The organism is Plantactinospora sp. CNZ320 (assembly GCF_002846275.1).
On the sequence record NZ_PJMP01000002.1, the window covers coordinates 13294 to 36484 of the forward strand.

The 23191-nt window shown below is 72.1% G+C and carries 25 protein-coding genes; 7 read left to right on the forward strand and 18 right to left on the reverse strand.

Going from position 1 to position 23191, the window contains the following annotated elements:
- Positions 1 to 10 precede the first annotated feature (10 nt).
- The 7 genes from CLT71_RS35875 to CLT71_RS35905 form a co-directional block, all read right to left on the reverse strand.
- Entirely contained in the window at positions 11 to 2305 is a 2295-nt protein-coding gene (locus CLT71_RS35875; RefSeq protein ID WP_101372091.1) for a hypothetical protein, read from the reverse strand.
- Between the two features lie 46 nt (positions 2306 to 2351).
- Positions 2352 to 4613: a hypothetical protein gene (locus CLT71_RS35880; protein WP_143743851.1), complete on the reverse strand. Its 2262-nt coding sequence runs from the start codon at positions 4611 to 4613 to the stop codon at positions 2352 to 2354.
- Positions 4613 to 6148, reverse strand: a complete 1536-nt coding sequence (locus tag CLT71_RS36830) for a hypothetical protein (protein ID WP_143743853.1) — start codon at positions 6146 to 6148, stop codon at positions 4613 to 4615. The genes CLT71_RS35880 and CLT71_RS36830 overlap by 1 nt, the downstream gene beginning before the upstream one ends.
- 411 nt (positions 6149 to 6559) lie before the next feature.
- Complete coding sequence (locus CLT71_RS38470; RefSeq protein ID WP_486483766.1) at positions 6560 to 7780, reverse strand: hypothetical protein; 1221 nt, start codon at positions 7778 to 7780, stop codon at positions 6560 to 6562.
- 391 nt (positions 7781 to 8171) lie between these two features.
- Positions 8172 to 8798 carry a hypothetical protein gene (locus tag CLT71_RS35895; RefSeq protein ID WP_101372093.1) on the reverse strand — a complete coding sequence of 209 codons (627 nt, stop codon included), beginning with the start codon at positions 8796 to 8798 and terminating at the stop codon, positions 8172 to 8174.
- Entirely contained in the window at positions 8791 to 9054 is a 264-nt protein-coding gene (locus tag CLT71_RS35900; protein WP_101372094.1) for a hypothetical protein, read from the reverse strand. The genes CLT71_RS35895 and CLT71_RS35900 overlap by 8 nt, the downstream gene beginning before the upstream one ends.
- A gap of 98 nt (positions 9055 to 9152) precedes the next feature.
- Positions 9153 to 9920: a hypothetical protein gene (locus CLT71_RS35905; protein WP_143743855.1), complete on the reverse strand. Its 768-nt coding sequence runs from the start codon at positions 9918 to 9920 to the stop codon at positions 9153 to 9155.
- Between the two features lie 298 nt (positions 9921 to 10218).
- Here CLT71_RS35905 and CLT71_RS35910 point away from each other — a divergent pair, with 298 nt between their 5' ends.
- Entirely contained in the window at positions 10219 to 10875 is a 657-nt protein-coding gene (locus CLT71_RS35910) for a ParA family protein (RefSeq protein WP_101372096.1), read from the forward strand.
- Positions 10872 to 11759 carry a hypothetical protein gene (locus CLT71_RS37685; protein ID WP_199188013.1) on the forward strand — a complete coding sequence of 296 codons (888 nt, stop codon included), beginning with the start codon at positions 10872 to 10874 and terminating at the stop codon, positions 11757 to 11759. The genes CLT71_RS35910 and CLT71_RS37685 overlap by 4 nt, the downstream gene beginning before the upstream one ends.
- Positions 11760 to 11889: 130 nt before the next feature.
- Here the strand turns inward: CLT71_RS37685 and CLT71_RS35920 are convergent, their stop codons facing one another.
- From CLT71_RS35920 to CLT71_RS35960, 10 genes are all read right to left on the reverse strand, one after another.
- Positions 11890 to 12384, reverse strand: a complete 495-nt coding sequence (locus CLT71_RS35920) for a hypothetical protein (RefSeq protein WP_101372097.1) — start codon at positions 12382 to 12384, stop codon at positions 11890 to 11892.
- Positions 12381 to 13772, reverse strand: coding sequence for a hypothetical protein (locus CLT71_RS37290; protein WP_158242398.1), 1392 nt, complete (start codon positions 13770 to 13772; stop codon positions 12381 to 12383). Before CLT71_RS37290 ends, CLT71_RS35920 begins: the two co-directional genes overlap by 4 nt.
- A gap of 199 nt (positions 13773 to 13971) precedes the next feature.
- On the reverse strand, positions 13972 to 14196 hold the full coding sequence (locus CLT71_RS35930) for a hypothetical protein (RefSeq protein ID WP_101372098.1): 225 nt from the start codon (positions 14194 to 14196) through the stop codon (positions 13972 to 13974).
- 352 nt (positions 14197 to 14548) lie between these two features.
- Complete coding sequence (locus CLT71_RS37295; protein ID WP_158242399.1) at positions 14549 to 15652, reverse strand: hypothetical protein; 1104 nt, start codon at positions 15650 to 15652, stop codon at positions 14549 to 14551.
- Positions 15653 to 15654: 2 nt separating this feature from the next.
- A complete protein-coding gene (locus tag CLT71_RS35940; protein WP_101372099.1) occupies positions 15655 to 16659 on the reverse strand; it encodes a YqaJ viral recombinase family protein in 1005 nt (334 codons plus the stop codon).
- A 148-nt stretch (positions 16660 to 16807) separates the two neighbouring features.
- Positions 16808 to 17317 carry a hypothetical protein gene (locus tag CLT71_RS35945; protein WP_101372100.1) on the reverse strand — a complete coding sequence of 170 codons (510 nt, stop codon included), beginning with the start codon at positions 17315 to 17317 and terminating at the stop codon, positions 16808 to 16810.
- Between the two features lie 141 nt (positions 17318 to 17458).
- A complete protein-coding gene (locus tag CLT71_RS35950; RefSeq protein WP_101372101.1) occupies positions 17459 to 17650 on the reverse strand; it encodes a hypothetical protein in 192 nt (63 codons plus the stop codon).
- Positions 17650 to 18099 (reverse strand): hypothetical protein, encoded by a 450-nt coding sequence (locus tag CLT71_RS35955; protein WP_486483767.1) that lies wholly within the window; start codon positions 18097 to 18099, stop codon positions 17650 to 17652. Before CLT71_RS35955 ends, CLT71_RS35950 begins: the two co-directional genes overlap by 1 nt.
- Positions 18100 to 18284: 185 nt before the next feature.
- On the reverse strand, positions 18285 to 18431 hold the full coding sequence (locus tag CLT71_RS37300) for a hypothetical protein (RefSeq protein ID WP_158242400.1): 147 nt from the start codon (positions 18429 to 18431) through the stop codon (positions 18285 to 18287).
- 240 nt (positions 18432 to 18671) lie between these two features.
- Complete coding sequence (locus tag CLT71_RS35960) at positions 18672 to 19370, reverse strand: hypothetical protein (RefSeq protein WP_101372103.1); 699 nt, start codon at positions 19368 to 19370, stop codon at positions 18672 to 18674.
- A 169-nt stretch (positions 19371 to 19539) separates the two neighbouring features.
- On the opposite strand from CLT71_RS35960, the gene CLT71_RS35965 reads away from it, so the two are divergent.
- The 5 genes from CLT71_RS35965 to CLT71_RS37305 all read left to right on the forward strand — a co-directional run bounded on the left by CLT71_RS35965 (position 19540) and on the right by CLT71_RS37305 (position 22634).
- Entirely contained in the window at positions 19540 to 20526 is a 987-nt protein-coding gene (locus tag CLT71_RS35965) for a hypothetical protein (protein WP_101372104.1), read from the forward strand.
- A 142-nt stretch (positions 20527 to 20668) separates the two neighbouring features.
- Positions 20669 to 21025, forward strand: coding sequence for a hypothetical protein (locus tag CLT71_RS35970; RefSeq protein WP_143743861.1), 357 nt, complete (start codon positions 20669 to 20671; stop codon positions 21023 to 21025).
- 751 nt (positions 21026 to 21776) lie between these two features.
- Positions 21777 to 22001, forward strand: coding sequence for a hypothetical protein (locus CLT71_RS35975; protein ID WP_101372106.1), 225 nt, complete (start codon positions 21777 to 21779; stop codon positions 21999 to 22001).
- A 148-nt stretch (positions 22002 to 22149) separates the two neighbouring features.
- A complete protein-coding gene (locus tag CLT71_RS35980) occupies positions 22150 to 22341 on the forward strand; it encodes a hypothetical protein (RefSeq protein WP_101372107.1) in 192 nt (63 codons plus the stop codon).
- Between the two features lie 122 nt (positions 22342 to 22463).
- Positions 22464 to 22634 carry a hypothetical protein gene (locus tag CLT71_RS37305; protein ID WP_158242401.1) on the forward strand — a complete coding sequence of 57 codons (171 nt, stop codon included), beginning with the start codon at positions 22464 to 22466 and terminating at the stop codon, positions 22632 to 22634.
- Positions 22635 to 22783: 149 nt separating this feature from the next.
- Here the strand turns inward: CLT71_RS37305 and CLT71_RS38475 are convergent, their stop codons facing one another.
- Complete coding sequence (locus CLT71_RS38475) at positions 22784 to 23170, reverse strand: hypothetical protein (protein WP_486483768.1); 387 nt, start codon at positions 23168 to 23170, stop codon at positions 22784 to 22786.
- Between the last annotated feature and the right edge of the window lie 21 nt (positions 23171 to 23191).

Genomic DNA, 23191 nt, shown 5'->3' on the forward strand with positions numbered 1-23191 from the left:
CTTTCCGGACTTACCGCCAGTGGCGGGGGGTGTAGAGGAGAGCGCCGCGACCGCCGGCGGGGCGGACGAGTTGCCGCGCGTCTACCAGCTTGTTACACCATCCGTACGTCGTCGCGCGGTCGGGCATCAGGTCGCGCTGCGCCAGCGCGGCGTTGATGCCGGGCACGTCGATTCCGGCGGGGCCGGCGGCGTCGACGATCTCGACGATGGCCGGGGACACCGTCTCGAAGGTGATCGGGCGGCGGACCTCGACAATCGGGACCTGCGGCGCCGGCGGCGTGGTTCCGGTCGCCTCGCCGACGACCTGGGCGGCCCGGGCGGCGAGTTCCGCGCCGTTGACGTCGACGATCGCTTGGAACGCGGCGTCCGGGTCGACGGCGTCCTGTGCGAACGGGTTGTTTCGGAGGCGGTCGGTCAGGCCGAGGGTGTCGGCGGTCGTCTGTCGCGCCACGGTGGCCACCGGTGCGGCCGGTGCGGCCGGGGTGGCGGGTCGGTGGACGTACCAGCGGGTCAGCGGCCGGGCCGGGAGACGGCCGTACATCCACGCGGTGCGGTCGGGGTCGGTCCACCGGTCGCCGTAGCCGAATTGGGCGATCGCGGCGGCGGTGCCGGCGTCGCAGGTCGGCCGGTATTGGGTGTGCTCCCGCACCGCTTCCAGGATCAGGGCGTCGCGTTCCTCGTGCTTGCCGACGAACCAGATCTTGCCGGGCTCGCCGTCGCCGTAGCCGAATCCCTCGATGACGACGCTGCCGGGGTACTCCAGGGTGCCGGCCAGCGCGATGACCTCGGAGCTGGAGCCTTGGAGTACCTCGCCGGCCTCCGACGTCGACGCGACCGGCAGGATGATCCGGCCGCCGAACTGGGCTTTGGCGTCACCCGACGCGCCTTGGGTGACGGTGCCGCGCTGGTTAGCGGTCCAGAACCACACTCCCTCGCCGCCGCCGAGGCAGACACCCTGCGTCAGCAGGTTGGAGAGCTGCCCCGAGGTGGGGTCGTGGTCGTTGGACAGGGTGCTACCGGCGGCGTTCCCGACGACCTGCGACAGCTCGTCGGCGAAAACGAGGATCGCCGGGTGTTCGGGGGTGGCTCGCCACGACGAGCCGCCGAGGAGGCCGGGGCGGATCTTCGCGGCGTGGATCGCCGCCATCAGCATCCGCTCGTACTCGGTGCGCTCGATCGCCACCCAGTCGAACAGCGGCTTGGCGAGCGGCCGGCCGGTGTACGGGTCGGTGACCCGGTCGAGGTAGGGCCGCAGCCAGGATCGGACGGTTCGGCCGCCCTTGCCGTCGTACACCCACAGTAGGACGTCTTCACAGCGGGAAACCTGGTAGATCAGGACGTCGAGCAGGCTTGACTTGCCCTTACGGGTCTGCCCGACGATCATGGCGTGAATCTCGGCGAGGGTCAGGTAAATCAGGTCGCCGTCTGCGAATTCGCCAATCGGGAATGCATCGTGGATGGATAGCGGGCTGTGCTCGGCCGGGAGTTTGATCGTGTGCCGCAGAATGTCCCGAACGTCGAGACTGATGAATACCTCGGTGGTGATTTCCCGGCCCTCGCGGGTACGGGCCCGCTTCACCCGGACAGCGCCGGGCCGCAGCCCCCGGCCCTTGACCTCTTGCAGCCGCCGCCCGAACACCACTTCCAGCTTTGCCACGCAACCGCGCACGGTGTCGAACGTCGACGAGCCGTCATCGGGCAGCCGGAAATGGAGGCTGAAGCCGGCCCGGGTCGGGATCCGGTCGATGAACTCCAGGTTCTTCGCACCGGCGAGCGCCAGCATTCCTTCCCACCGGGCCCGCTCGCGTTCTTCCTCGGTCGGCTCCGGCTCCGGCTCCGGCTCCGGCTCGGGTTCGGGGTCGGATCCGTACTGGATTTCGTATTCGTGGTCGATCTGCGTCTGGCGGGTGACCCACCACAGCACGGTGTAGACGCCGAGCAGGATCAGCCAGCACAGCCACGCGACCGGCCCCGACCACAGCCCGTCGACGCCGGTCACGACCGTGGTCCACACGCCGAGCAGGAACCCACAGGTCACCATGTAGCCGCGCGCCATCGGGCTGTAGAAACGGCCGGCGGTCACCGCGGCGCCGAGCCCGGCCAGCAGCAGCGTGACGACGGCGCCGACCAGCCAGAGCCAGCCGGCGGCGACGGTCAGCAGGCCGTACCGGCGGGCCTCGTGCGCGGCGACAGCGGCCACGGCGGCGGATGCCCAGGCGATGACCGGGGGCAGCCACGCGTGGGCCGTCCACGGCCGTCCAAGGACGGTCAGCGGTTCGTACGTGTCGTCGGTGTCGCGGGCCATGGCGGGGTGTCCTCCGTCAGCGGGGGGGGTGGCGGGGGTGGTCGGGTCAGACGTTGGTGACGTCGGCCCACTGCTCGTTTACGCGGGGCGCCCGGCGACGCATGACGTCGTGCGGGTTACGGCGCTCGTAGCCGGCGGCCAGCTCGGCGGCCTGGTCGGCGAGGTGCGCGTACCGGCCGGCGAACGCGTAGTAGTAGTCATGGGTGCGGACGTCGATCGGGTAGGCGGTGACGAGGTGCTCGGCAAACGTCATCATGTGCTCTGCCCGTAGCACCATCGCGGGGCCGAGCGTCTCCAAGAACGCCATGAGGTCGGCGACCGCGTCGTCATCGGCGGCGAAGTCGGCACCGGGGTCGTAGGCGCCGAAGTAGACGCGGTACGCCTCCGACATCGCGGCGTGGTGCTCGTGCATGACGTCGCCACCGTCGATGGTGGGGCCGGTGACGGCGCCGCGTCGGACGACGTCGGCCTTTTCCTCGTGCACGCGCGGGTTTTCGTGCCGGTCGATGTCGCCCTTGTGCAGGTCCCGGTACGCCTGGTGCAGCCCGTGGGCGGGTGCGGCCATCTCCCGGTAGGCGCGGGTGAAGTTGTGGAAGTACTCGTGCACCAGGACGGCGCCGGGGAACGACGCGGCGAGCCGGTCGGCCAGGCCGTCGATGATCTCGGCCCGGTTCGTCAGGGCGGCCGGCTGCGACCGTAGGTACCGCTCCAGGTCCGGGATCGACCGGGGTTGGAAGCCGGCGACGTACACCGCTGAGATCTCGTTGACCCGGTCCAGGACCGGATGAAGGACGACGTTCGGGGACATGCGGGGTGCTCCTGTCTGTGCTGGCGCCGGCCGGGGCCGGGTGGTCGCCGGGGTGGGTCGGATGAGTCGGGACGGTTCCGGGCGGTGCAGGGTGCCGAGCGGCGGATCGGTGTCGCGCTCGTCGTCGTGCTCGTCGACGGGCGTGGTCGGCCGCCGTGGCGGGGCGGCGCGGTGGCGGGGCGCGGTGGCGGGTGCCCAGACCCAGCCAGCAAGTGTCGACCGGAAGAACGTGGCGACGGCGGCGACCGCGGCGACCCAGAACGCGGCCCAGGCGGCCCGCTGGCCGTGCGCGACCGCCAGGCGGCGCAGCTCGCGGTACCAGCCGGGGGTGAGTCGTGCGAGCAGGGCCCGCCATGCGGCGGGGGCGCCGTACGCGGCCAGCCAGCGGCGGCGGATGTACGCCCAGCGGGCGATCCGGCGGCCGGGAAGCACGATGGTGCGGTGGTACAGCCAGTCGATCGGCCGGATCGTGAGCGTGTAGGTGAGGTTCGCGACCCGCTGTGCGAGGTTGGACCACCACACGTCGAGCTGCCAGGTGTCGCGGCCGACCGCGCGGGCCGCCCGGCCGGCGGCGGCGGCGCCGCGTCCCATGGCGACGGCGCCGCGACCGGTGACCCGGGCGGCCCGGCCCAGGCCACGGGCGGCGCGGCGGATGCGGCCGGGGCTCGTCGACTGGCCGTGGCCGTGCATGGCTGCGCGGCGGGCTGCTGCCCGGGCCTGTCCGGGCGTGCGGCGGCCGAACAGGCCGCCGAGCAGGCCGCCGACGCGGCGGGGCCGACCGCCGCCGAAGACGGCGCCACCGGAGCGGGCGCGGCCAGCTCGCGGCAGACCGGTCCCGCCGGCACGGCGGCCGGTGCCGCCGCGTCCGGTCTTCGGAAGGCCGCCGGACCGGGCGGCGGCGACGCGTCGGCCGCCGCCGGCGGACAGGCCGCGTCGGCCGCCGCCGGTGCCGCCGAGTTTCGGTAGCCGGAGCCCGCCGCCCCGGCCGGGGCGGCGGCCGGTGCTGGAGAGGCCGCCCCGGCCGCCCCGGCCGCCCCGGCCGCTGCCGAGCCGGCGGCCGGGGCGGTCGGTGCGGAGGATTCGGCGGCCGGCGAGGTACAGCACGACGCCGCCGGCGGTGGACACCGCGAGGACGATCGGGCCGAGGAAGTGCAGGACGACGCCGGCGCCGAGGCCGCCGAGGACCAGGGTGGTCGCGCGTTGGGTGGCGCGGCCGGCCGGGGCGGGCTGCTCCGGCCGGGGCGGCTCGTCGACGTCGTCCAGGTCGTCGACGTCGGCGGGGTCGACGTCGACGGCCGGGGCGGGGCGGGGCGCGGCCGGGGCGGCCGGGGTGGGGCGTTCGACGGCCGGGCGGGCGGCCGGGGCGGCCCGGCCGCTGCTCCGGCCGGGGCGGCGGCCGGGCGCGGGTTCGGGGCGCGGTGGTGGAGTCACCGCGACCCGCTCGGCCGCGCCGTCGTACGTCACCGCGTACGCGTCCTCTTTGATGTCGGGGCGGTTCATCACGCCTCCCGGGCGTCGTCGGTCGGGGCGGCGCTGGTGGCCGTCCACGGCACCGTGTCGGGGCCTTCAAGCGCTGCCTTGATCGTTTCCCGGCGGGTGCCGGTGGCTTGCTCGATCTTTCGGAGGCTGAGCCGGCGATCCTGGAGTGCCTGCCGGAACTCCTCCCATGAGGCGTAGGTGGTGCGGTACTGCTCGACGATCTTTGTCAGGGCGGCGATCCGGGCCCGGCGGGCTTGCGTGATCTGGGAGACGTTCGACCGCTCGACCGGGGCGGGGCGGGGCGGGGCCGACCGGGGCGGGGCGGGGCGGACCGGGGCGGGACGGACCGGGGCGGGACGCTCGGCCGGAGCGGACCGGGGCGGGGCGGGGCGCTCGACCACCGGGGCGGGGTGCTCGGCCACCGGGGCAGCCGGGGCGACCGGGGCGGGGTGCTCGGCCACCGGGGCAGCCGGGGCGGCCGGGGCAGCCGGGGCGGCCGGGGCGAGGTGCGCGGGCAGCAGGCCGGGCAGGACGTAGTCCCCGATGCCGGACAGCGCGCGATCCTGCGCAGCCCGGACGGGGCCGCGTACCGACCAGCGGCGCCACCAGCCACGGTCGCGGGTCAGGGTCCGGTACGCCCACCGGGCGTCGTCGCTGATCTCGATACCGAGCAGGCCACCGACCCGCCATGCACCGAACGTCTCTTGCGGGCTACCGATGATCGGCAGCCAGTCGACCAGCGGGAACACGGGCCGGCGGCTGCCGTCGCCGGCGGCGCCGCGCACGAGCCGCTCTGCCCACTTGAGCGCGCTGTGCAGGATCATCGGGCCGATCAGGGACATGACCGGCAGGAACCAGGCCGCGTCACCGGGGGCGCCCGGGCGGCTGCCGTATGAATGGGTGGCGTACGCCGTGGCGCCGGCGAACAGCCACACGTAAAGCCGGAAAACTCCGGCCTTGGTGTGCGTGACAGCGCTGTAGACGCAGATCAGGACGCAGACGGCGGCCGACGCGTCCAGGGCGAGGAATGCGAACCAGGCCCATCCGGCGGAGAGGCCCAGGCCGGCGGCAGGGCTGTCCGTCCGGGCCCAGGCGATGACCTCGTGGGCGGAGAGCGCCGGCGGGGCTGCGATCACGAAGGCGAGGCCGACCCCCACGGTGACGAGCAGGGCCCCGAGTGCGAAGCGAGCGACCGGGCCGCGGTTCAGGGTGAGCTTGCCCCACTGTTCCGCGACGCCGGGGCGGGGCGGGGCGGGGCGCTCGACCACCGGGGCGACCGGGGCGGCCGGGGCGGGGCGCTCGACCGGGGCGGCCGGGGCGGGGCGCTCGACCGGGGCGGCCGGGGCGGGGCGCTCGACCGGTGCGACCGGGGCGGGGCGGCGAGTCCGGGGAAGCCACTGCCGGAGAAACAGCCGCCCCGGGGCGGGGCGCTCGACCGGGGCGGGGCGCTCGACCGGGGCGCGCTCGACCGGGGCGGGGCGCTCGGCCACCGGGGCGGCCGGGCGAAGCGGCGACACGGCCGGCTCGCGACGCGCGGGCGGGGCGAGGTTATCCACGGTGCTTCTCTCCTTCTGGACGTCCAGGGCGCCAGCACGCCCGGGAGTGAGTACACGCTACACCGCTGACAATCTTTGGGCTACATGTTGTGTACCAGGCGGGCCGGGGCGGCGAGCGTGAATGGCCTTTCGGCGTGCCGAGCGAGTCACCCGGTACGGGCCCGACGGGCCGGATGGCGACCCCGCGCGCCGCCTACTGAGCGTGAGATCGGTCGTTGTTGTCGTCGTTGTTGTTGTCGCGGTAGATGGGGTGCCGAATCGCCTTATGCAGGTTGGATAGGGCCCGTAGGGAGTGGCAACAACAACGACAACAACAACCAGTTACGTGACTGTCAGTGTTGTTCGTCTGGCGCCCGGACAGCACTCCGCCCCCCGACCATCGGCCGGGGGGCGAAAGTTCGGGGCGGTGAGCTACCGGCGGGCCGCCGCGTGCCCGTCGCGGTCGTCCTGCTCGGCCAGGCAGCGCGGGCAGGTCACGACGGCACGGTCACTCTCTACCGGCCCGGACGGGACGTGCACCGGCAGTCCGCATGCGGTCACGCCCTCGCCGGGGTGGCGCGCGTAGTGCGTCGGCTCGCCGCAGTCCGTGTCGGCGCCGTCGCCCTCGATCTGCCGCACGACATCGGCGAACGTCGCGTAACCCCGCTCCGGCACGATCGGGCCGCCGTGGCGGCGGGTGCCGCGCCAGCCGTAGCCGTCGCACTCGGCGGCCAAGCCGAGGTAGTCGCCGGCGTCGTTGTAGACGCGGATCGTCGCTGCGGCGCTGCGGCGGCTGTGGCTGAGGCGGTACCGGGTGCAGTTGTCGTCAATGCTCAGGCCCATGGCGCGGGCCAGGATGCGGCCGGCGATCGCGCCGGTCGGGTCGGACGTGGCGGAGACCTGCGACCAGGTGGGCGCGATGGTGATCGAGTGGCGCCGCTCCCAGCCGCAGCCGCTCCGCTGCTCCGCCTCCCAGGTGTACCGGCTGGCTTCGACGTAGATCTCCCCGTCGGACCGGACGGTGATCGAGAAGGCGTAGCGGTTGCCGTTGATCGTCCGAGTCCATGACCGGGTCTGCGCGTGGCCGCGAAGCTTGAGCCAGGATCCGCCGGCAACGGTGCCCCGGGGCCCGACGGTGAACCGGACGGCCTGTGCCTGCTGGTCGGGGTGGGCCGGGGCGGCCTGCTCGACGAGCGGGGCGACCGGGGCGGGACGGTTGCGGGGACGCTGCGGGCATGCCTGGCAGAACACGCCGTAGATCGAGCGCTCGACCTTCGCCGCCGTGAGCTGAGGACTGCCGCCCAGCGGAATCGATCGACGGCACGCCGCGTGCGGGGCGTCGGCCGGACCGGCAACCAGGTGGTACGTCAGGCTGTACGTCCCCGCCTTGCGGGCGTACATCGCCGGCGCCTGCTCGACCGGGGCGGCCTGCTCGACCGGGGCGGCCTGCTCGACCGGGGCGGCCTGCTCGACCGGGGCGGCCTGCTCGACCGGGGCGGCCTGCTCGACCGGGGCGGCCTGCTCGACCGGGGCGGCCTGCTCGACCGGGGCGGCCTGCTCGACCGGGGCGGCCTGCTCGACCGGGGCGGCCGGGGCCGGCGCCTGGCCGTCAATCTCGGCCAGCGCGGAACGACCCTCGTTGGTGATTCGCACTCGCTGGAAGCAGGGCTCCGTCCCACGCCGCCCGGCCAGAGGTCGCGCGCACGTCACAGGCTGCCCGTATTCAGCGGTTGCGCACGGCTCACACCGCGCGACCCTTTCCAGCATTCCGGACCGCACGAGCGCGTCTGCGCTGTGCGGGTGGAAGCCGCCGCCCTGGCCCGCGTGGCCGTTCGCCTCGCCGCCCTTGGCGACTACGAATCGGAGCGTGTTGACCTGTGCGGGGGACAGCTTGCGGCTGCTCGGCATCGGTGCCTCCTGTGTCGTCGTTCCGTGGTGTCATCAGACTAGACCGATCACAATCTTTGGTCAACATGATGTTGCGCAAAGATTCGGGGCGGGTGGAAACCCGCAGGTCCCCACCCGCCCCCCCGGGGCGAACGATCTATCGGCGCCGGCGGAGCCGCTGCCGGTCCGCGTGCGCGGCCACCATCACCGCGACCAGCACGACGACACCGGCGGCGAGCAGCGACAGCAGCGACCACTGTTGAGCCCGCGCGAGTTCGCCGGACAGCATCACGGCCGGGACGATCGCCAACGCGGCGGCGATGAACCGCCGCCGTAGCCGCCGGTCCAGGTCGCGCGGGTCGATCGGTTCCGGGACGATCGTCGGCAGGCTCTCCGGCAGCGGCCCGTACCGGTTGACCCACCACCCGGTAAGCAGCGCGAAGTCACGCGGGTCCAGCAGGTCGACCACCAGAACCGCGAAGCCGATATCGGTAGCCGACGCAGGCAGAAGGCGCCGCACCGACCGACCCGGCCCGTCGACGCCGACCACCTGATCGTCTCCGTTGCCTCGCTCCAGTACCCGGCCCGTGCCGTAGGCGAGCGCCATTGCGTACGCGGCGACTCGCCGGTACCGGCCGGACTGTGCCCGTAGGTAGCCGGTGCGCATGACGTCGCGCTGCACCTCGTCGAGCGCGGCGGCCTGGTCGACCAGCTCGATATAGGCGGCGAGGATCGCGGCCGGTGCCGGCGCTGGCCGGTGCTCGTCGATCCGGCGGTTACGCATCGCGCGGCCCCCGCCGGGCGGTGCTGCACAACGCGGCGGCGAGCGCGACCGCAGCGGCGGCCACCGTGGCGATGATCGCGGCGAGCTGGACCGTGCCGACGGTGCGGAACACGACGGCCAGGCCGACCGGGACGGGCGCGACGGCGGCGGCGGCGGATCGGAGCAAGGTCTGTCGCCAGCGGTCGGCGGGCGGGGCGGCGACCGCTACGGCGGAGGGGCGCCGGACGAGCGTGCCCGGCGGGTTGACGGACGGCATAGGGGGTGTCCCTTCTGGTATCGCCCGGGTGCCAGCACACCCGGGCAGGTTGGAACCAGAGTAGACACCATGCCGTAATTGGTCTACATGTTGTTCACTTATCTATGTGCGGTGTTCGGTTCGGTCAGGTCGGCGGCGGTGGCCGGATCGGCGGCGTCGGCGATGCCGGTCAACCAGGGCAGCACCACCGGTGCCCGGATGGTGTGTTCGGCGCCGGCGGCGCGTAGCCGGTAGGCGCGGGCCCGGGCCGCTTCGGTCGCGTCGAGCGGGGCGAGCAGCTCGACTAGACCTCGCTCGTGTGCCAGGGCGACAGCGCGAACCCGAGTGATGCCGGCGGGCTCGGGTGGGGCGTGTGCCGGCGGGGCGACCGGGGCGCCTTCCCGGTCGACGGCGGGCACGCTGCGGACGTCCCAGCGACGGCCGAGCCCGGCCATCATCTGATCTGCCATCTTGAGCGATAGCGAGCCAGCCCGGCCGAACCGGAGCGCCGCGGCGATCGCGCCACGGGTGCGGCCGGTTCGTTCGGCGAGCTTGACGACGCCGATCCCGGCCTGCTCCATGGCGTACCGAATCTGCATCCGGCATTGATCCTCCAGCGACGGTGTAACCAGGACTGACCGGATGTCGGCGAGCTGGTCGGCGTCGCCGGCCGGCCGGGGTTGCTCGGCGAGCTGGCGGCCGATGGTGTAGCCGTCGTGCCATGCCTGCATCCCGTCGAGTGGGTACACGCGGCGGTGGCGGGTGGTCTCGACGACGTACCCGGATCCGTCGCCGGCCTGCCCGTGGTACCGGTAGGCGCCGGCGTTGTCGTCGGCGGTCAGTGCCCGCACAAGCCGAGTTGCCGGCGGCTCGGCGGTGCCTGTCATCTGGCCACCGATGGGGTTGGCGGGGCGGTGGTGGACCGTTCGGGCGTGGGAAGCGCCGACTTGATCACGGATTGCACCCTCTCTAGCTGTCGTTCGTGGCTCGCTCACATTACGGCCCTGCCCTGGTCAGGACATGAATGGTGCGCCGAAACGTCGCCTACCAGCGGTAAACGATGGTCTGCGGCTTCGTGACGCGCGGTGACTGTCGGCGGGGTGGGTGGACCGGGCGTGGCCTGGTCAAGGACGATGCGCGCAGGAAATCTGTTCACCCCCGCGCAGGTACGAAAGGACGTAGCTAATGAAATTGACCATTGGCGGCCTAAAGGGTGGTATCGGTAAAACCACCTCTGCCGCCTTCATCGCCTCGGTGCTGGCCGAGGATGGGCCGACGCTCGCGATCGACGCCGACCCGCAGTCACAATCGCTGTGGGACTGGTACAACCTCGCGACCAACGCCGGCGAGGAGATCGCGTGGCAGTGTCAGCCGTGGTCGACGAACGACCTTGCCGACCGGGTCCGCGCCGTCGAGTCGCAATATCGACACATTGTGATCGATGTCGGCGGTGAGACGGCAAGGATGTTCCGGACGGCACTCACGGTCGCAAACGAGTTGATCATCCCGTCCAGGCCAAACAGGATCGAGATTCGGCGTCTGCCGGGCACCTTGGACGCGGCGGCCGAGGTGCAGCAGTTGACGCAGCGGCCGGTGTATCCCCGGGTCATGCTCGTGTCCGTCAACTCGGCCGCATCGGACGAGGCGGAGGTACGAAAGGCGTTCGACCAGGGGATTCCGAACGATAACGGCGACCTGGTGCAGATTCCTTGCATGAAGGCTCACATCCGTCAGGGTGTGCTGTACTCCCGCGCGTTCGGTCATGATCCACGGCCGGAGTTCGGGGATTACGTTGCTGCGGTCGCGGAGATCCGAGCGGACGTCGAGGAAGCGGCGGCATGAGCACTGGGAAGGCGTCGAGGTCGAAGCCGAGGCGGGCCAGCGCGGCGGACTTCACGTTTCGACAGTCAACACCGGTCTACCGCGACACTCCCCCGGGCCCCGTCGCAGACCCGGCCGCAGACCCGGGCACGGACGCCGGCACCGGCACGGACGCCGGCACCGGCACGGACGCCGGCACCGGCACGGACGCCGGCACCGGCACGGGCACCGGCACCGGCCCGGGCACGGACGCCGGCACCGGCACCGGCACGGGCACGGACGCCGGCACCGGCACGGGCACTGGCACGGACGCCGGCACCGGCACGGGCACTGGCCCGGGCACGGGCACTGGCACGGGCACCGGCACCGGCCCGGGCACGGACGCCGGCACCGGCACGGACGCCGGCACCGGCACGGGCACTGGCACGGACGCCGGCACCGGCACGGGCACGGGCACTGGCACTGGCACGGGCACCGGCACCGGCCCGGGCACGGACGCCGGCACCGGCACCGGCACGGGCACTGGCACGGACGCCGGCACCGGCACGGGCACAGGCACGGGCACGGGCACGGGCACGGGCACGGACGCCGGCACCGGCACGGGCACAGGCACGGGCGCGCGCCCGGGCGCGCGCGCGTATACGCGCCCGAGCCGGCGCGCGCAACGCGGCGCGCAGCCCGGCGACGGCCCGGACCCGGACGTGATCGCGGCTGCCAACCGCGACGTCGACCTAGCCGCACGCGGGTACGCCGCGATCGCCGGGAAGGTCGCAGAGCGACTCGGCGAGCTGGCCGCCGCCGTGTCGGCAGCGCGAAAAGTCGGCGTTGACGGACGGCAGCTCCACGCCGCGCTGATCATCGCGGGTGTCGACGACGCGACGATCACGGAGGTGCTCGCCGAGTAGCCCGGCCCCGACCAACAGCACGGCCCGGCTTCCCGTCGCTTGTGGCGAGTGGGAAGCCGGGCCGGGTGCTGTCTGCGCGGGGTGGGCGCGGCCGACGAAAGGAACGACCGTCAAACCCTACCATCGACCGTCATTGGTCAACATGCATGGCCCGCCGAAGCGCGGGCTGCCAGCGGGCGACGGCCTCCGACATGCAGCCGGGGCACAGCGGCGACCCGCCGGGGCCGAAGCGGTCCGGGTGGTAGCTCCAGCACTTCGCGCACCGGCCGGCCTGTGTGTCCTGCCGGATCGGTGGCAGTTCGGCCCGGGGGTCGGCCCGGGCCTTGACGTCGACGTACAGGCCGGGGTTGGGGCAGGTCGTCCAGTGGACGTCGTACCGGGGCCGGTCGGCCCGGTCGCGGCCGGGCACGTACGCCCGGGCCGACCAGGTGCCGTCACGCGGGGCGCGGTCGAGCACCACCAGCCCGTCGGGGTTCCGGGCGGCGTTGACCGGGATCCGGACACCGGCGTACGACGGCACCCACCGGATCCCACCCTGGCAGCCGTACGCGTTGCAGCCCTGCACCAGGTAGAGCGGTTCGGCGCCGACCGTGCCGGGCGGCCGGGGTACCGGGGCGGCGGTCATGACGCGGAAGCCAGGTCAGCGCCGGCCAGCTCTGCCGGCGGGGGTACGGCCGGCGCCGGGTGGGCGAGTTCGGCGACGGCCTGATTCAGCGCGGCGAGTCCCCGACGGCCGGGCTTGACGTCGCGTCGGTTGCGGCTCGCCGCTGCCCGGGCGACGGCGCGGGCGACGGCTTGCGGGTCAACGGCCCGGCCGGGAGCTTCCGGGGCGTCGGCGACGTCGGCCACGTCGGCCACGTCGGCCGCGTCGGCGGCGTCGAGCGGCGTCGCGAGTCGGGCGGCTTCGCCGTCGTCGACGGGCCGGCCGGGGACGTACGGCGGCGGGGCCGGCGGGCGAGGGCGCGGCGGCGGCGGCGGAGCGCCGAGATTGGTGATCCGATGCCGGAGGGTGCCGTACACCGTGTCGACGTCCTCCATGGATGGCGACAGCGCGTCGACCAGGTGCGCGCGGTGCCATCCGGCGTCGAGGCGTTCGACGACCAGGGCGACGAGCCGCTGTCGCAGCTTGCCGCCGACGCGTCGGGCCGGCCGAACGTGGGCGGCGGCCTGGACCTCGTCCAGGACCCGCCCCGCGATCGCCTCGGATGATTCGCCGGCCGAGTCGTCGAGGAGATCAGCGGAGTGGCTCCGTTGACCGGCCTCAGGCGTCGCTGGAGCGCCCGGCGGGGGTTCTTGAGGGGTTCCGGATGGGTCCGAGAATTCTCCCCCTCCTCCGTCCACCGTGCCGGGGTTGTCGGGTGACTGCCGGTCGGGCCCTGGGTGGTGGTGTTTCTGATCTTCTGGTTCTTCTAAAAGCTGGTTCTTCTCTTCCTTATATAGGAGCCCTGAATCACCAAGCCCTGGTTCACCAAGCCCTGAATCACCATGCCCTGAGTGACCGGGCCCTGAAAATCCGGGCGTGGTCTGACCTGCGGTTTTCCTGGAACCTCGTCCATGCCCTGAAAATCCGGGCGTGGTCTGACCTGCGGTTTTCTTGGCTTCGCGAGGTTTCTTCGGTTGCAGTCGGTCGCGTTCCTCCGGCGGCAGCGGGTCGTGGTAGAACCCGATTTCGTAGAAGAGTTGACCGCCGATCGACCGGCCGTCGTCGTCGAAGGTGCCGGCCGGGTAGTGGCTCTGCTCCATGGTCATGAAACCGCGCTCGCGCAGCTCACGGCGAATCGCCTCGTGCTTGTCGCGGCCGACCTCGGACAGCCACCCCTCGATCTTGTCCAGGGTGGTATCCCATGCGTCCTTACACCCGAGACCGGCACCGAGGATGAGCCGCGAGTATCCGCTCAGTCCCGCATAGACGCCCGTGCCTCGGTGCAGGTCTTGCGACAGGATCGTGTACCGGTCTTCGAGGTTGCGCCGGTGCACACGTACGCGGACGGAACTAGGGGTTTTCCTGCCCATGATGTTGTTGCCTCGCTCGCTCGGTGCGTGGCGAGCGGGCCAGGCGGTACACTGACCGCAGGACCCGCGCGCATAAGTGTTTGCCTCACTCGTGGTGCTGGTTTCGACGCTGCCGGCTGGTTAGCCCCGTGACCGGTCGTCGATGGTGGTCCGTATCGGCCCGTCGCGCGGGAACGCGGCGGGCCGAGGTCTTTCCCGGCTAGGACGCGCGGGCGAGCTGGTCGGCGTCGGGGATCCCCTCGCGGCTCGCGGCCTCCAGGATCAGCGTTCGGAGCACCGCGGCATCGGATAGCCCACGACCACGGCGGTTGAGGTACGCCGTCCACAGGTCGTGCTCGTCAGGGCTGAGAGTCGTCTTGGCCTCGTGGATTCGGCGGGGGCGGGTTGACCGCCGCGAGCGCTTCGGCCGAGGTGCTGCGTCCATGGGGGTGATCCCTCCCGGGATTGATCACGTATAACTTGGCCCAACTTAGCCGTTCGGTGTCCTGCTGTCGATCTTCCCGGCGTCGTCGGCGTGTCGGCTGTGCCGGTATGCTCGACCGTGCCCCGTGCGATCGTGCCGACGCTCGCCGTGGCGTGTTGGTGTGCGCTTGCTCGTTGTGCCAGTTAGCGCCCTTTACGCGGCCGGTGGTTCCCAAACCTGACCCGGTCTGCGGCACGCCTGGTGAGATCCACAGTCGCCGGAACCGGGCCCGGCCGATCGATCTGATCGGCCGGGCCCGGTGCCTTTCCGGGGTGCCTACTCGCCGCCGGCGGCGGGGAGCTGGGCCGGCTGGTCAGCCACGACGGCCACCCTCCGGACGCGTCTCGGTCGGCGTCGACCGGCCGGGCGCCTCGTCGGCGGCGACCACCACGGCGTCGGCCGGCGGCGTCGCCTGGTACGCGGCCGGCGGCGGCCCGTCCGGCTCGGCGCCGGCGCGCGGTTCGACGACGGACGACACCCGGGCGGTCGCCGGGTCGAACTTCATCACGTGCGTGAGCAGCCATTCCAGGTCGAATTCCCGGCCGAAACGCTCCGGGGTGACCTCGACGGCCCGGCCGCCGCCCCGACCGTTCGGGCCCGGCGGCTGGATCCCGCCCCCCACCCGCCGCAGGCCGGTGATCGTCGGGTGGTGGTCGACGGAGAGCCGAACCGTCGCCGTCGTCGAGTACGGCAACATCCGTTGACACTCGATCTTGTAGATGCGGTTCTTCGTCGGCTGCCCGTTGACCATCTCGACGACGTCCTTTGCCCGGGCGGTCGCGACGACGACGGCCGGCATCGTGACGCACCGGGTGACCAGCCGTTGATGCCGCTTGTTCGCCGGCGTCCAGTACACGGGGTGCGTGTCGGGCTCGTCGTTCGGGTCCTGCTCCAGCTTGGCCCGGTTCGCCGGCGCCGACCGGGCCCGGTTCTCGGCCCACTCGGACAGCAGCTCCCAAATCTTCGTCATGGACTCGATGATGAACAGGATCGGCTTTTCGCCGGCGTCGATCGCGGCCTGGGCCTGCTCGGCCGCATACTCGACGCATCCCCAGATCTGGTGCCACGTCCCGTCGTGCGGCAGCACCTCGAAGTCCGGGTTCAGTGCGCCGAACTCGTCGACGTCCTCCCCGACGGCCAGGACCAGCACGCGGGAGAACATCGACGACGCGGACAGATTGAACACGGCCGTCGACTTGCCGGAGTACTCGCCGCCCTCGACGAGGATGAACGGCCAGCGGGTGCCGCCGAGCGGCTTACGCGGCACCGGCCGATACTGCGGCAGCGGATCGCGGCGGGCCAGGGCCCGGCGGGCCGGCGTCTCGCCGGCGGGCGGCTCGCTGGCCCCGTGCAGCCAGTCGTCGTCAGCGACCGGCCGGGCCTTCGCCGGGGCGGGTGCGGTTGCGGTAGAGGTCATGATCAGTCCTTCGGTGGTTTGCCGAAACGTCGGTGCTTCTGGTCTCCGTAGGGCGTCCACGCCAGCACGGGCACGCCCTGGTCGGTTGCGGTCACCGCGCCGAGCAGGCCGGCGCGGAACTCGTTTTCAATCAAGTTGATCTCTTCTTGCGGCTCCTTCGTCAGCTTGTTGATCTCCGAGATTCGGGCCTTCAACTCGGCCCGGCGGGCGGCGAGCTTCGCCGACCCGGGAATCTCGGCCGTCTTCGCGAGCTGGCCGGCCGGCCGGCTCGAAGCCTTGAGCGCCTTCGTGGTGGCGTCGGACGCGTCGACGTCCGGCGGCATCCCTTCGGCGACGTGCCACCACCACCAGCGGGCCGCCCGGGTGACGATCCACGACAGCCGCGCCTCATGGCGGTCGACCCGCCACCAGCGAAGCCCGTCAGTGCAGCCGTCGGCGACGACGTACCAGTGCGGGCAGCCGGTCACGGCCATGCACCATTCGGCTTGGACGACGGCGTGCACGGCCGGCCCGTACTTCCAGTGCTCGCCCCAGTCGTCGGGGTCGGGCGCTTTGAACTCGACGCCGCCGCCGTCGCTGGTGAACCGGTCCGGGTTGCAGCGCATCCAACCCGGCACCGTTGAGTCGGTCACCGGGTCGTACTCGGGTACCGCCCACGTACCTGTCTTGCGCAGTGCAAGGCCGGTTTCGTCGGCGAACCACTGCGCGAGCATCAGCTCTGCGTACCGGCCCCGGGTCATCATCGGCGTCTCGTCGACCGGCGGCCGGGCGCCCGTCTTGGTCAGCCACAACCCGTACTCCGTCTCCCAGTTGACGAGTCCGAGGATCGCCGCGATGTCCGACCCGCCGATCCCGTCGAGCCGGGCATCCCGCCACCGGTCATACATCGTTCGGGCCGCGTCGGCCGGCAGGATCTCCACCGCGTCGACCGGCACAGGCCAGCCACCGTCAGCGACGGTCGCCAGCGCAGCCGGTGACGGGGTATGGTGTCCGGTCAAGAGGTTCATTGACGTGACTCTCCGCGCTCGTCGTGGGTGTCCTGTCGGTGTTTCCTTCTGGTAGATGCGCCTCCGGTCCAAGGCACGCACCCTTCGCGGGTGCAGACGTCCAGCAACGTCGCCGCGGATACCGGGGGCGTGTCGTTTCTCAGACCGCCTATCCCGCGTCCGTGTCGGCCGGCTTCGGCATACGCGGGCCGAGCTTGCCCGGGCCGGGCTTCGGCCGGCCGCCGGGCGTGGGAAAGAAATCCTCGTCGGTGCGACCCCACCGGGCGAGCCAGCGGCGGACGTCACCGGCGCGATAGAGCGGCTGGTCGGACCCGCGACCGCCGGTGTCACCGGGCCGCTTGACGTCGGCGGTCGCCTCGTTCGCCGGCGGGATCATCGTCATGGGGCCCTGAGGCTGGCCGTTGAGGTAGTTGTTTCGGAGCCGGTTGTACGCGGCCCGGGACGGGTAGCCGCCAGCCTTGATGACCTTCGCTGCGCTCCACAGCGCGTCGTCGCCGGCGAGCCGGTCGCGGCGGAGCTGGCGCGACCGTTCCGGCAGGGCGGCGACGGCTACACGGGACATGTCCGCGAGCTGCGCAAGCGACGCCTGCTGGATCCGGTCGTGCACCTCCTCCGTGCTCATGTCGCCGATCTGATCGGCGGTCAGCGTGGCTGTCACTGGTCTACTCCTCCGGTTGTTGACGGGTGATGCCGTCGGATGCGTTCACGGTAGGCAGACCACAAACTTTAGTCAACATGTTGTTGCGCATGTGTTGGCCGCCGACGGAACCGGCTGTGTCCCGCCGGCGGCCCCTTGCGACTACCGGGTCAGTACGGCGGCGCCGACCACCGCGCCGACAACGAGCGCGGCGAGCACGACCAGGCCGACCGCGCGGGCGAGCGCGTCGACGACCTCGCCGAGCCACTCGACCACGTCTTGCCAGAACAGGCCGACACCGAGGCCGGCGGCTGTGCCCGCGACGGCGACCGCGACCCATTCGACGGTGCCCATCACCGCAGGCCCGTAGCGGTCGGGTCCAGCACCGTCACGATGACGACGACCAGGCCGCCGGGCCCGTACCGGGGGCGGGCGACCGGCTCGCCGATCGTGATGTGTTCCCCGTCCAGGTGCTCATCCGAGTCGTCGACCAGCAGCCCGTACCCGGGTGCGATCCCGGCCGGTACGGTCCGCCGGCCGCCGCCCGGCGCCGACCGCATGATCGGCTTCGGCGGGCCGAGCCCGTCAACGACCGGCTTGGTCGTGGCCCGGTAGTTCAGCCGGTCGCGGTGCGCCCGGTCGCAGAAGTGGAGCACGATGTCGATCCGGACTCGTAGCAGCCCTTTCGGGAGTCGGGTCGGCCGGCCGCCGGGCGTCGAGGCCGGGCCGCGCCATGCCTGCGCGGCCTGGCAGGCAGCGGCCCGCCATGCCCGTTTCTGAGACCAGTGCCCGGCCTGGTTCATCGACAGGATCGGCACCCCTGGTGGAGGGATCCGCAGTTCGTATCGGGTGCCCGGCGGCGGCTGTGTCGCTGGCCGAGAGGGTGACGTACCCATGGTGACCTTTCGCAGCAGGGAAGGCTGTCCACGTGGGGCGGCGACCGCCTACCCCGCCGGTCGGGCGGGGTAGGCGGTCGCCGCCCGATTCGCTACCGGGACTCCGGCCGGCGCTCGCCGGCGCGGTCCGCTGCGCGGGCCAGCTCGCTTCGCTCGAAGTCGTCCGAGAGGCGGCGAAGCTGCGCGGTCATCAGGTCGGGTACGGGCGCGTGCGGCGGCGGTGTGGGGTTGCTGTCCATCGGTCCTCCTGGCTGTCGCGGCCCAGCAGCCACGACGATTGATCGGAAAGTCCACGCTACCCCTACCCAAATCTTTGGGCAACATGTTGTTGCTTGTTCCGTCGCCATTCGGCCGCCGACGGAACGCGGAACGGCGGAAGAACGGAACGGCGGAAGAACGGCGACCGGCGACGAAAGCGCGGAACAACGAACGGGCCCCGACCGGGTGTACCGGTCGGGGCCCGTCAGGCGTCCGAAACTCTACTCTCGGCAGCAGGTAAGGCAGCAGTCGACGTCGCCGGACCCTCCGCACCGGTCGCCACCGGTCGGCAACGCCACCTCTGCGCACCGGTTGTACGGCCGGTGCCCGCACTCGGCCGGCTCCGGCAGCCCGCAAAACCTGTGCCGGGCCGGGTCCGGGCACGGCTGGCCGATCATCCCCTGCCCGTACGTGTAGCACTCCGCGCACACGTCCAGGTGGCCGAGCCGGCCCGTCGACGTCACCACGGCGATTACACCACCGCAGACGCAACGGGCGTCGGCGTCGTCGCCCAGGCCGAGCCCGGCGAGCCGCATGTGGATGGCAAGCAACCGCTGTCCCTCGCCCCGCTCGACGATCGGGCCCCACGCCGCCGCGTACGCGGCGGTCCGGAACCGGGCCAGCAGCCCGCCGGCCGTCTGCCGCCGCGCGTCGTCGAGGCGGCCGGTCAGCATGGTCTGACCGGTCGGGATCAGCTCGATCGTCCACGTGGTGCCGTCGTCATCGTTGCGGACGTAGCGCCACAACCCGTCGGCGCTGGTCGCCTCCCAGACCTCCGGCCGGGTGACGCCGCCGGGGTCGGTGACCGGCCGGACGTACGTGGGGCGGTTGGTGGTGGTCCCGAGCGGTGTCAACGGTCCCAGCGGGCGAGGTGCAGGCAGCCGGGCGCCGCGCGGCAGCACGGTGTACGTGGTCGTCACGGTGGTTTCCTCCTGGTCTGTCGGGCCCAGCAGCCCGACGTGATCAACCTAACCCGCCCCAAATCTTTACGCAACATGTTGTTGATTAAACCCATGCCTCGGGTTAGCGTGATGGCATCTGTTCCCGCAGAGAGTGAGGCAACCCTTGACCGAAACGATCATTGGCGGTGTGCGCGCGTACGGCGACGAGGCGCCACGCCCCGAGCGGTGGGCGGCAGTCATCACGATGCCTGTCGATCCGGATCCGACCGTGCCCGCGCTGGTGCGCCGCGTCGGCCCGTACAGCAACAGCGTCACCGCGCACAACGCCTGTTACCGGCTCGCCTGGCTGGCCGGCACCGCCGCGCCGGCCGGGACGACCATCGAACTCGCCTTGTACGACCCGACGCAGCCGCACCTGTCGCCCCGGCCGGCGCTGGCTACCGAGGAACTCGCCGAGGAACTGCGCCGAGAGCCGGCATCGGATGGCTTCTACAACTTCCCGTCCCTGTATCACCGGCTGCTGCTCACCCACGGGGAGTCGGCCGCCGAGGAGGCGTGGCGGGCGGTGCGCAGCTACGTCAGCGCCGAGGAGGAGGCGGCGGCGGAACGGCGGAAAAAGGCCGACAGCGAAGCGGTGCGGCTCGCCCCGTACCGGGCCGAGATCGCCCGGGCGGCGGCGGCCCGCCGTACGCTGGTCGCCGCGCCGATCCTCAACGCCGCCGCCGCCATGTTCGCCGACCTGCTCGACGTCTCCGACCGGCACGGCGCGGCCCGGGACCTCTGGCCGCGCGTGGCGAATCTGCCGATGGCCTGCCTCATGCTGGCCGAAGACGCGATCGTGGGCGGCAGCGGCCCGGACGGCGCCGACCCGGCGGCGATCCGGCTGGTAACCGAGGTGGTCGAGAGGTGCCACGCACGGGGTATCCGGGTCCGGTGGAGCGGCTCCAGCGCGTTGATCGCCCGGCCGGGTGGTGGGCATCAGCCCGGCCCGACCGGGCCCCTGGCGCTCGCGCTCGGTACGCGAGGCTGGCGGTTGAGCCTGCACGAGTCGTCGGCGGAGCCGGCCGCGATCCTGGCGACGTACGACGAGGCGGGCGCCGCCGCCGTCGTCGACGTCCTGGCGGCCCTGCTCGCCGGAGAGGTCCCCGACCCGTTCGGCGGCCGACTCGGCTGAGCAGCAGTCTCGGGGCCCCGGTCGATTCGCTCGACCGGGGCCCCAATCTTTGGGCAACATGTTGTTGACTAAAGATGCTGTGAAGGTTAGTCTGATCTCGTTCGGGGCGACGCTGGCGCCCCAACGGACCAGGGGAGACGCCATGAAGGTTGAAATGAGCGAAGCGCAGTACGACGCGATGACGGCGGTACTCAACCGCCGGGGTAACACCGTGATCCGGTACACCGACGCGACCGTCTCCACCATGCTCGCCATGAAGCGGCGCAACTGGGTCGACCTCGTGTGGATCACGACGGACGGAAAGCGCCGGATCCTCTCGGCCAAGGTCCGCCCGCAGGGCCTCGCCGCCTACGACCGCGAGACCGTGCGCCGCGAGGCCGAGGAGAAGCGCCGGGCCCGTCTGGCGGCGGTGCTGGCCACGACCGGCAAGCCGTCGCTGACCGCGCAGGTCGACGCGTTCTCGCTGGTCAAGACGCGCGAACTCGCAATCCCGTTCTGATCGGCGAGACAGTGCGGCCGGGGTGACACCCCGGCCGCACTGTCGTTTCTGGCCTGACCCCCGAACGGCCTACAAGCCCCGTCGGCGGGACCGGGCTAAAAGTTGGGTTAAGTTTGGCGCCGACCAGCGCGGAAGCGCCGTTCGTGGGGGGTACGCTCACGCCACGCGGCCGGGCGCCGCCGACTCCCATGGCGGCTGGACCGCCGGGCCAAGGTGGTACCGCTCGCGTTACCCGTTCGACGTCGATGTCACGTGGACCGCTGTCGTAGCCCCGGCAGCGGAGGCCGCGCGCTGGTGCGCGCGGCCTCCGGCCCCCCGGGCGATCGCGACAGCCCGTCTCGCGGCCGGTGTCGCGATCGACGGCGGCGGGGGCGAGGTTGCCGTTAGCCCCGTGCGCCTGCCCCCGCCGCCTGCCCCCTCAAACCGTCTGTGGTCGGCTCGGCCGGCTGTCCGCCCGCCGGTCGCCTGTGCGCGCCACGAACGCTAACCCGCCGGCCGGCCGGCTCGTTAGTGTCTGTCTGGTCACTACTCGATCATCCCAAACGTCGTCATATCGGCGATTGCGCATCGTCTATGACGGTCTGCGCAGGTACCGGCCCGTGCCGGCCGACACTGTTTCACCCGGATGGATCGCTGGAAGGCCCGTTGCCGCAACAACTATTTTCAACTTTGGTACACAACATGTTGCCTAAAGATGGGTTGGCGGTTAGGCTCAATACAACACCACGGACACGAGCAAGGGAGCAGCGACATGCAGGCGATGCAGGCGAACATCTTCGGCGAGCTGACCGACGTCACCCCGGCCGCCCGGCCGGCGAAGCCCGTCAAGCCGGCCCGGCCCGCCGCCGAACCGCTGACCCTGTTCGCGCTCGAAGGCGACCAGTTCGCCGGCCAGACCGTCGCACTCGGCCACGGCTGGGATATGGCGATCGCCGCCCCCGGAACCGAGGTCCGCAGCAACGTCACCGCCATCTGAGCGGTACCAACCCACCGAGAGGAGGTGCACGCCAACAAGACGGGCGCGGCCAGCGGTCCACATCCGCCAGCCGCGCCCGCCGCCTACCAACACCCGGGACCGCCGCCGCAAACGGCATCCCGGGCCGATCGGAAGTGGAGCCCCGATCATGTCCAGTTTCCCAGACCTCGCCGCACGCTGGCGGGCAGCCACCGAAGCGGCCCGCACCGGCAGCCGCGACGCCCAACGCGAAGCCGAGCAACTCGCCCGCGAGCTGCACGACTCGCCCGAGGTAGCACACGCACGGCGCGTCATCGCGAGCGCCGGCAACGGCGGCCGACCCCCGGCCGGACTGTCCTAACCCGACCCGCACCACCCCGCCCCGCTGGTCACCACGCCAGCGGGGCGCACTCTTTTCGCCGTCCGGCCGCTACCGTGTGCCGCAGACACATACGAGCGCGTACCGCTGGGAAAGGGCAGACCATGACCACCGACACCCCGACGGCCGGTACCCGCCGGCACGCTGCCGGCGCACTGTACCGACCAGGCCGGGCACGCCGGCTGTCCCTGCTCGGCCACGGCCTACGCGGCGCCGCGGTGCTCCTCGCCGCTACAGCCGCACTCGTCATCGCGTGGGTACTGACCATCCGGTGACAGCCGGCGACGGAGTCTGAAACGACGGAAGGATGCCCGCACCCCCCGGCGGGGAGGTACGGGCATCCGAGGCGAACAGTCCGGGGAGACATTCGGGGTGGGGCGGACCGTCCACCACGCCACCCGCTAGGGGTCGGGCGGCGAGCTGCTCATTCCGTGCGGATACCGCCGCCCGGCAGCAGCACCCGTACCGCCTCGTCCGGCGCCGCGTACACCGGCCGGCCCTTGACCAGGCCGAGCGCCAGCAGCAGCCGGCCGACGCGCGGCCACCGCCGCTCGACGAGCCGGACCAGCGTGTAATAGCCGGCGATCGCGGCACCGGTGGCGAGCACAACCAGGGTGCTCGACGCATCCTCGGGGATCACGATGTTCCAGTTCGCCGCCGCCCACGCGATCGCGGCACCGACAGCGACCGGCACCCACGTACGGATCGTCGACTCGGCGACACCGGGCGGCAGGAACCGGGACAGCAGCCGCACGAGGAACCCGCGCGGGTCCTGCGACGGGTCAGGAGCATCTAGATACGGGTCGGACATGGGGAGACCTCCAGTCACGCG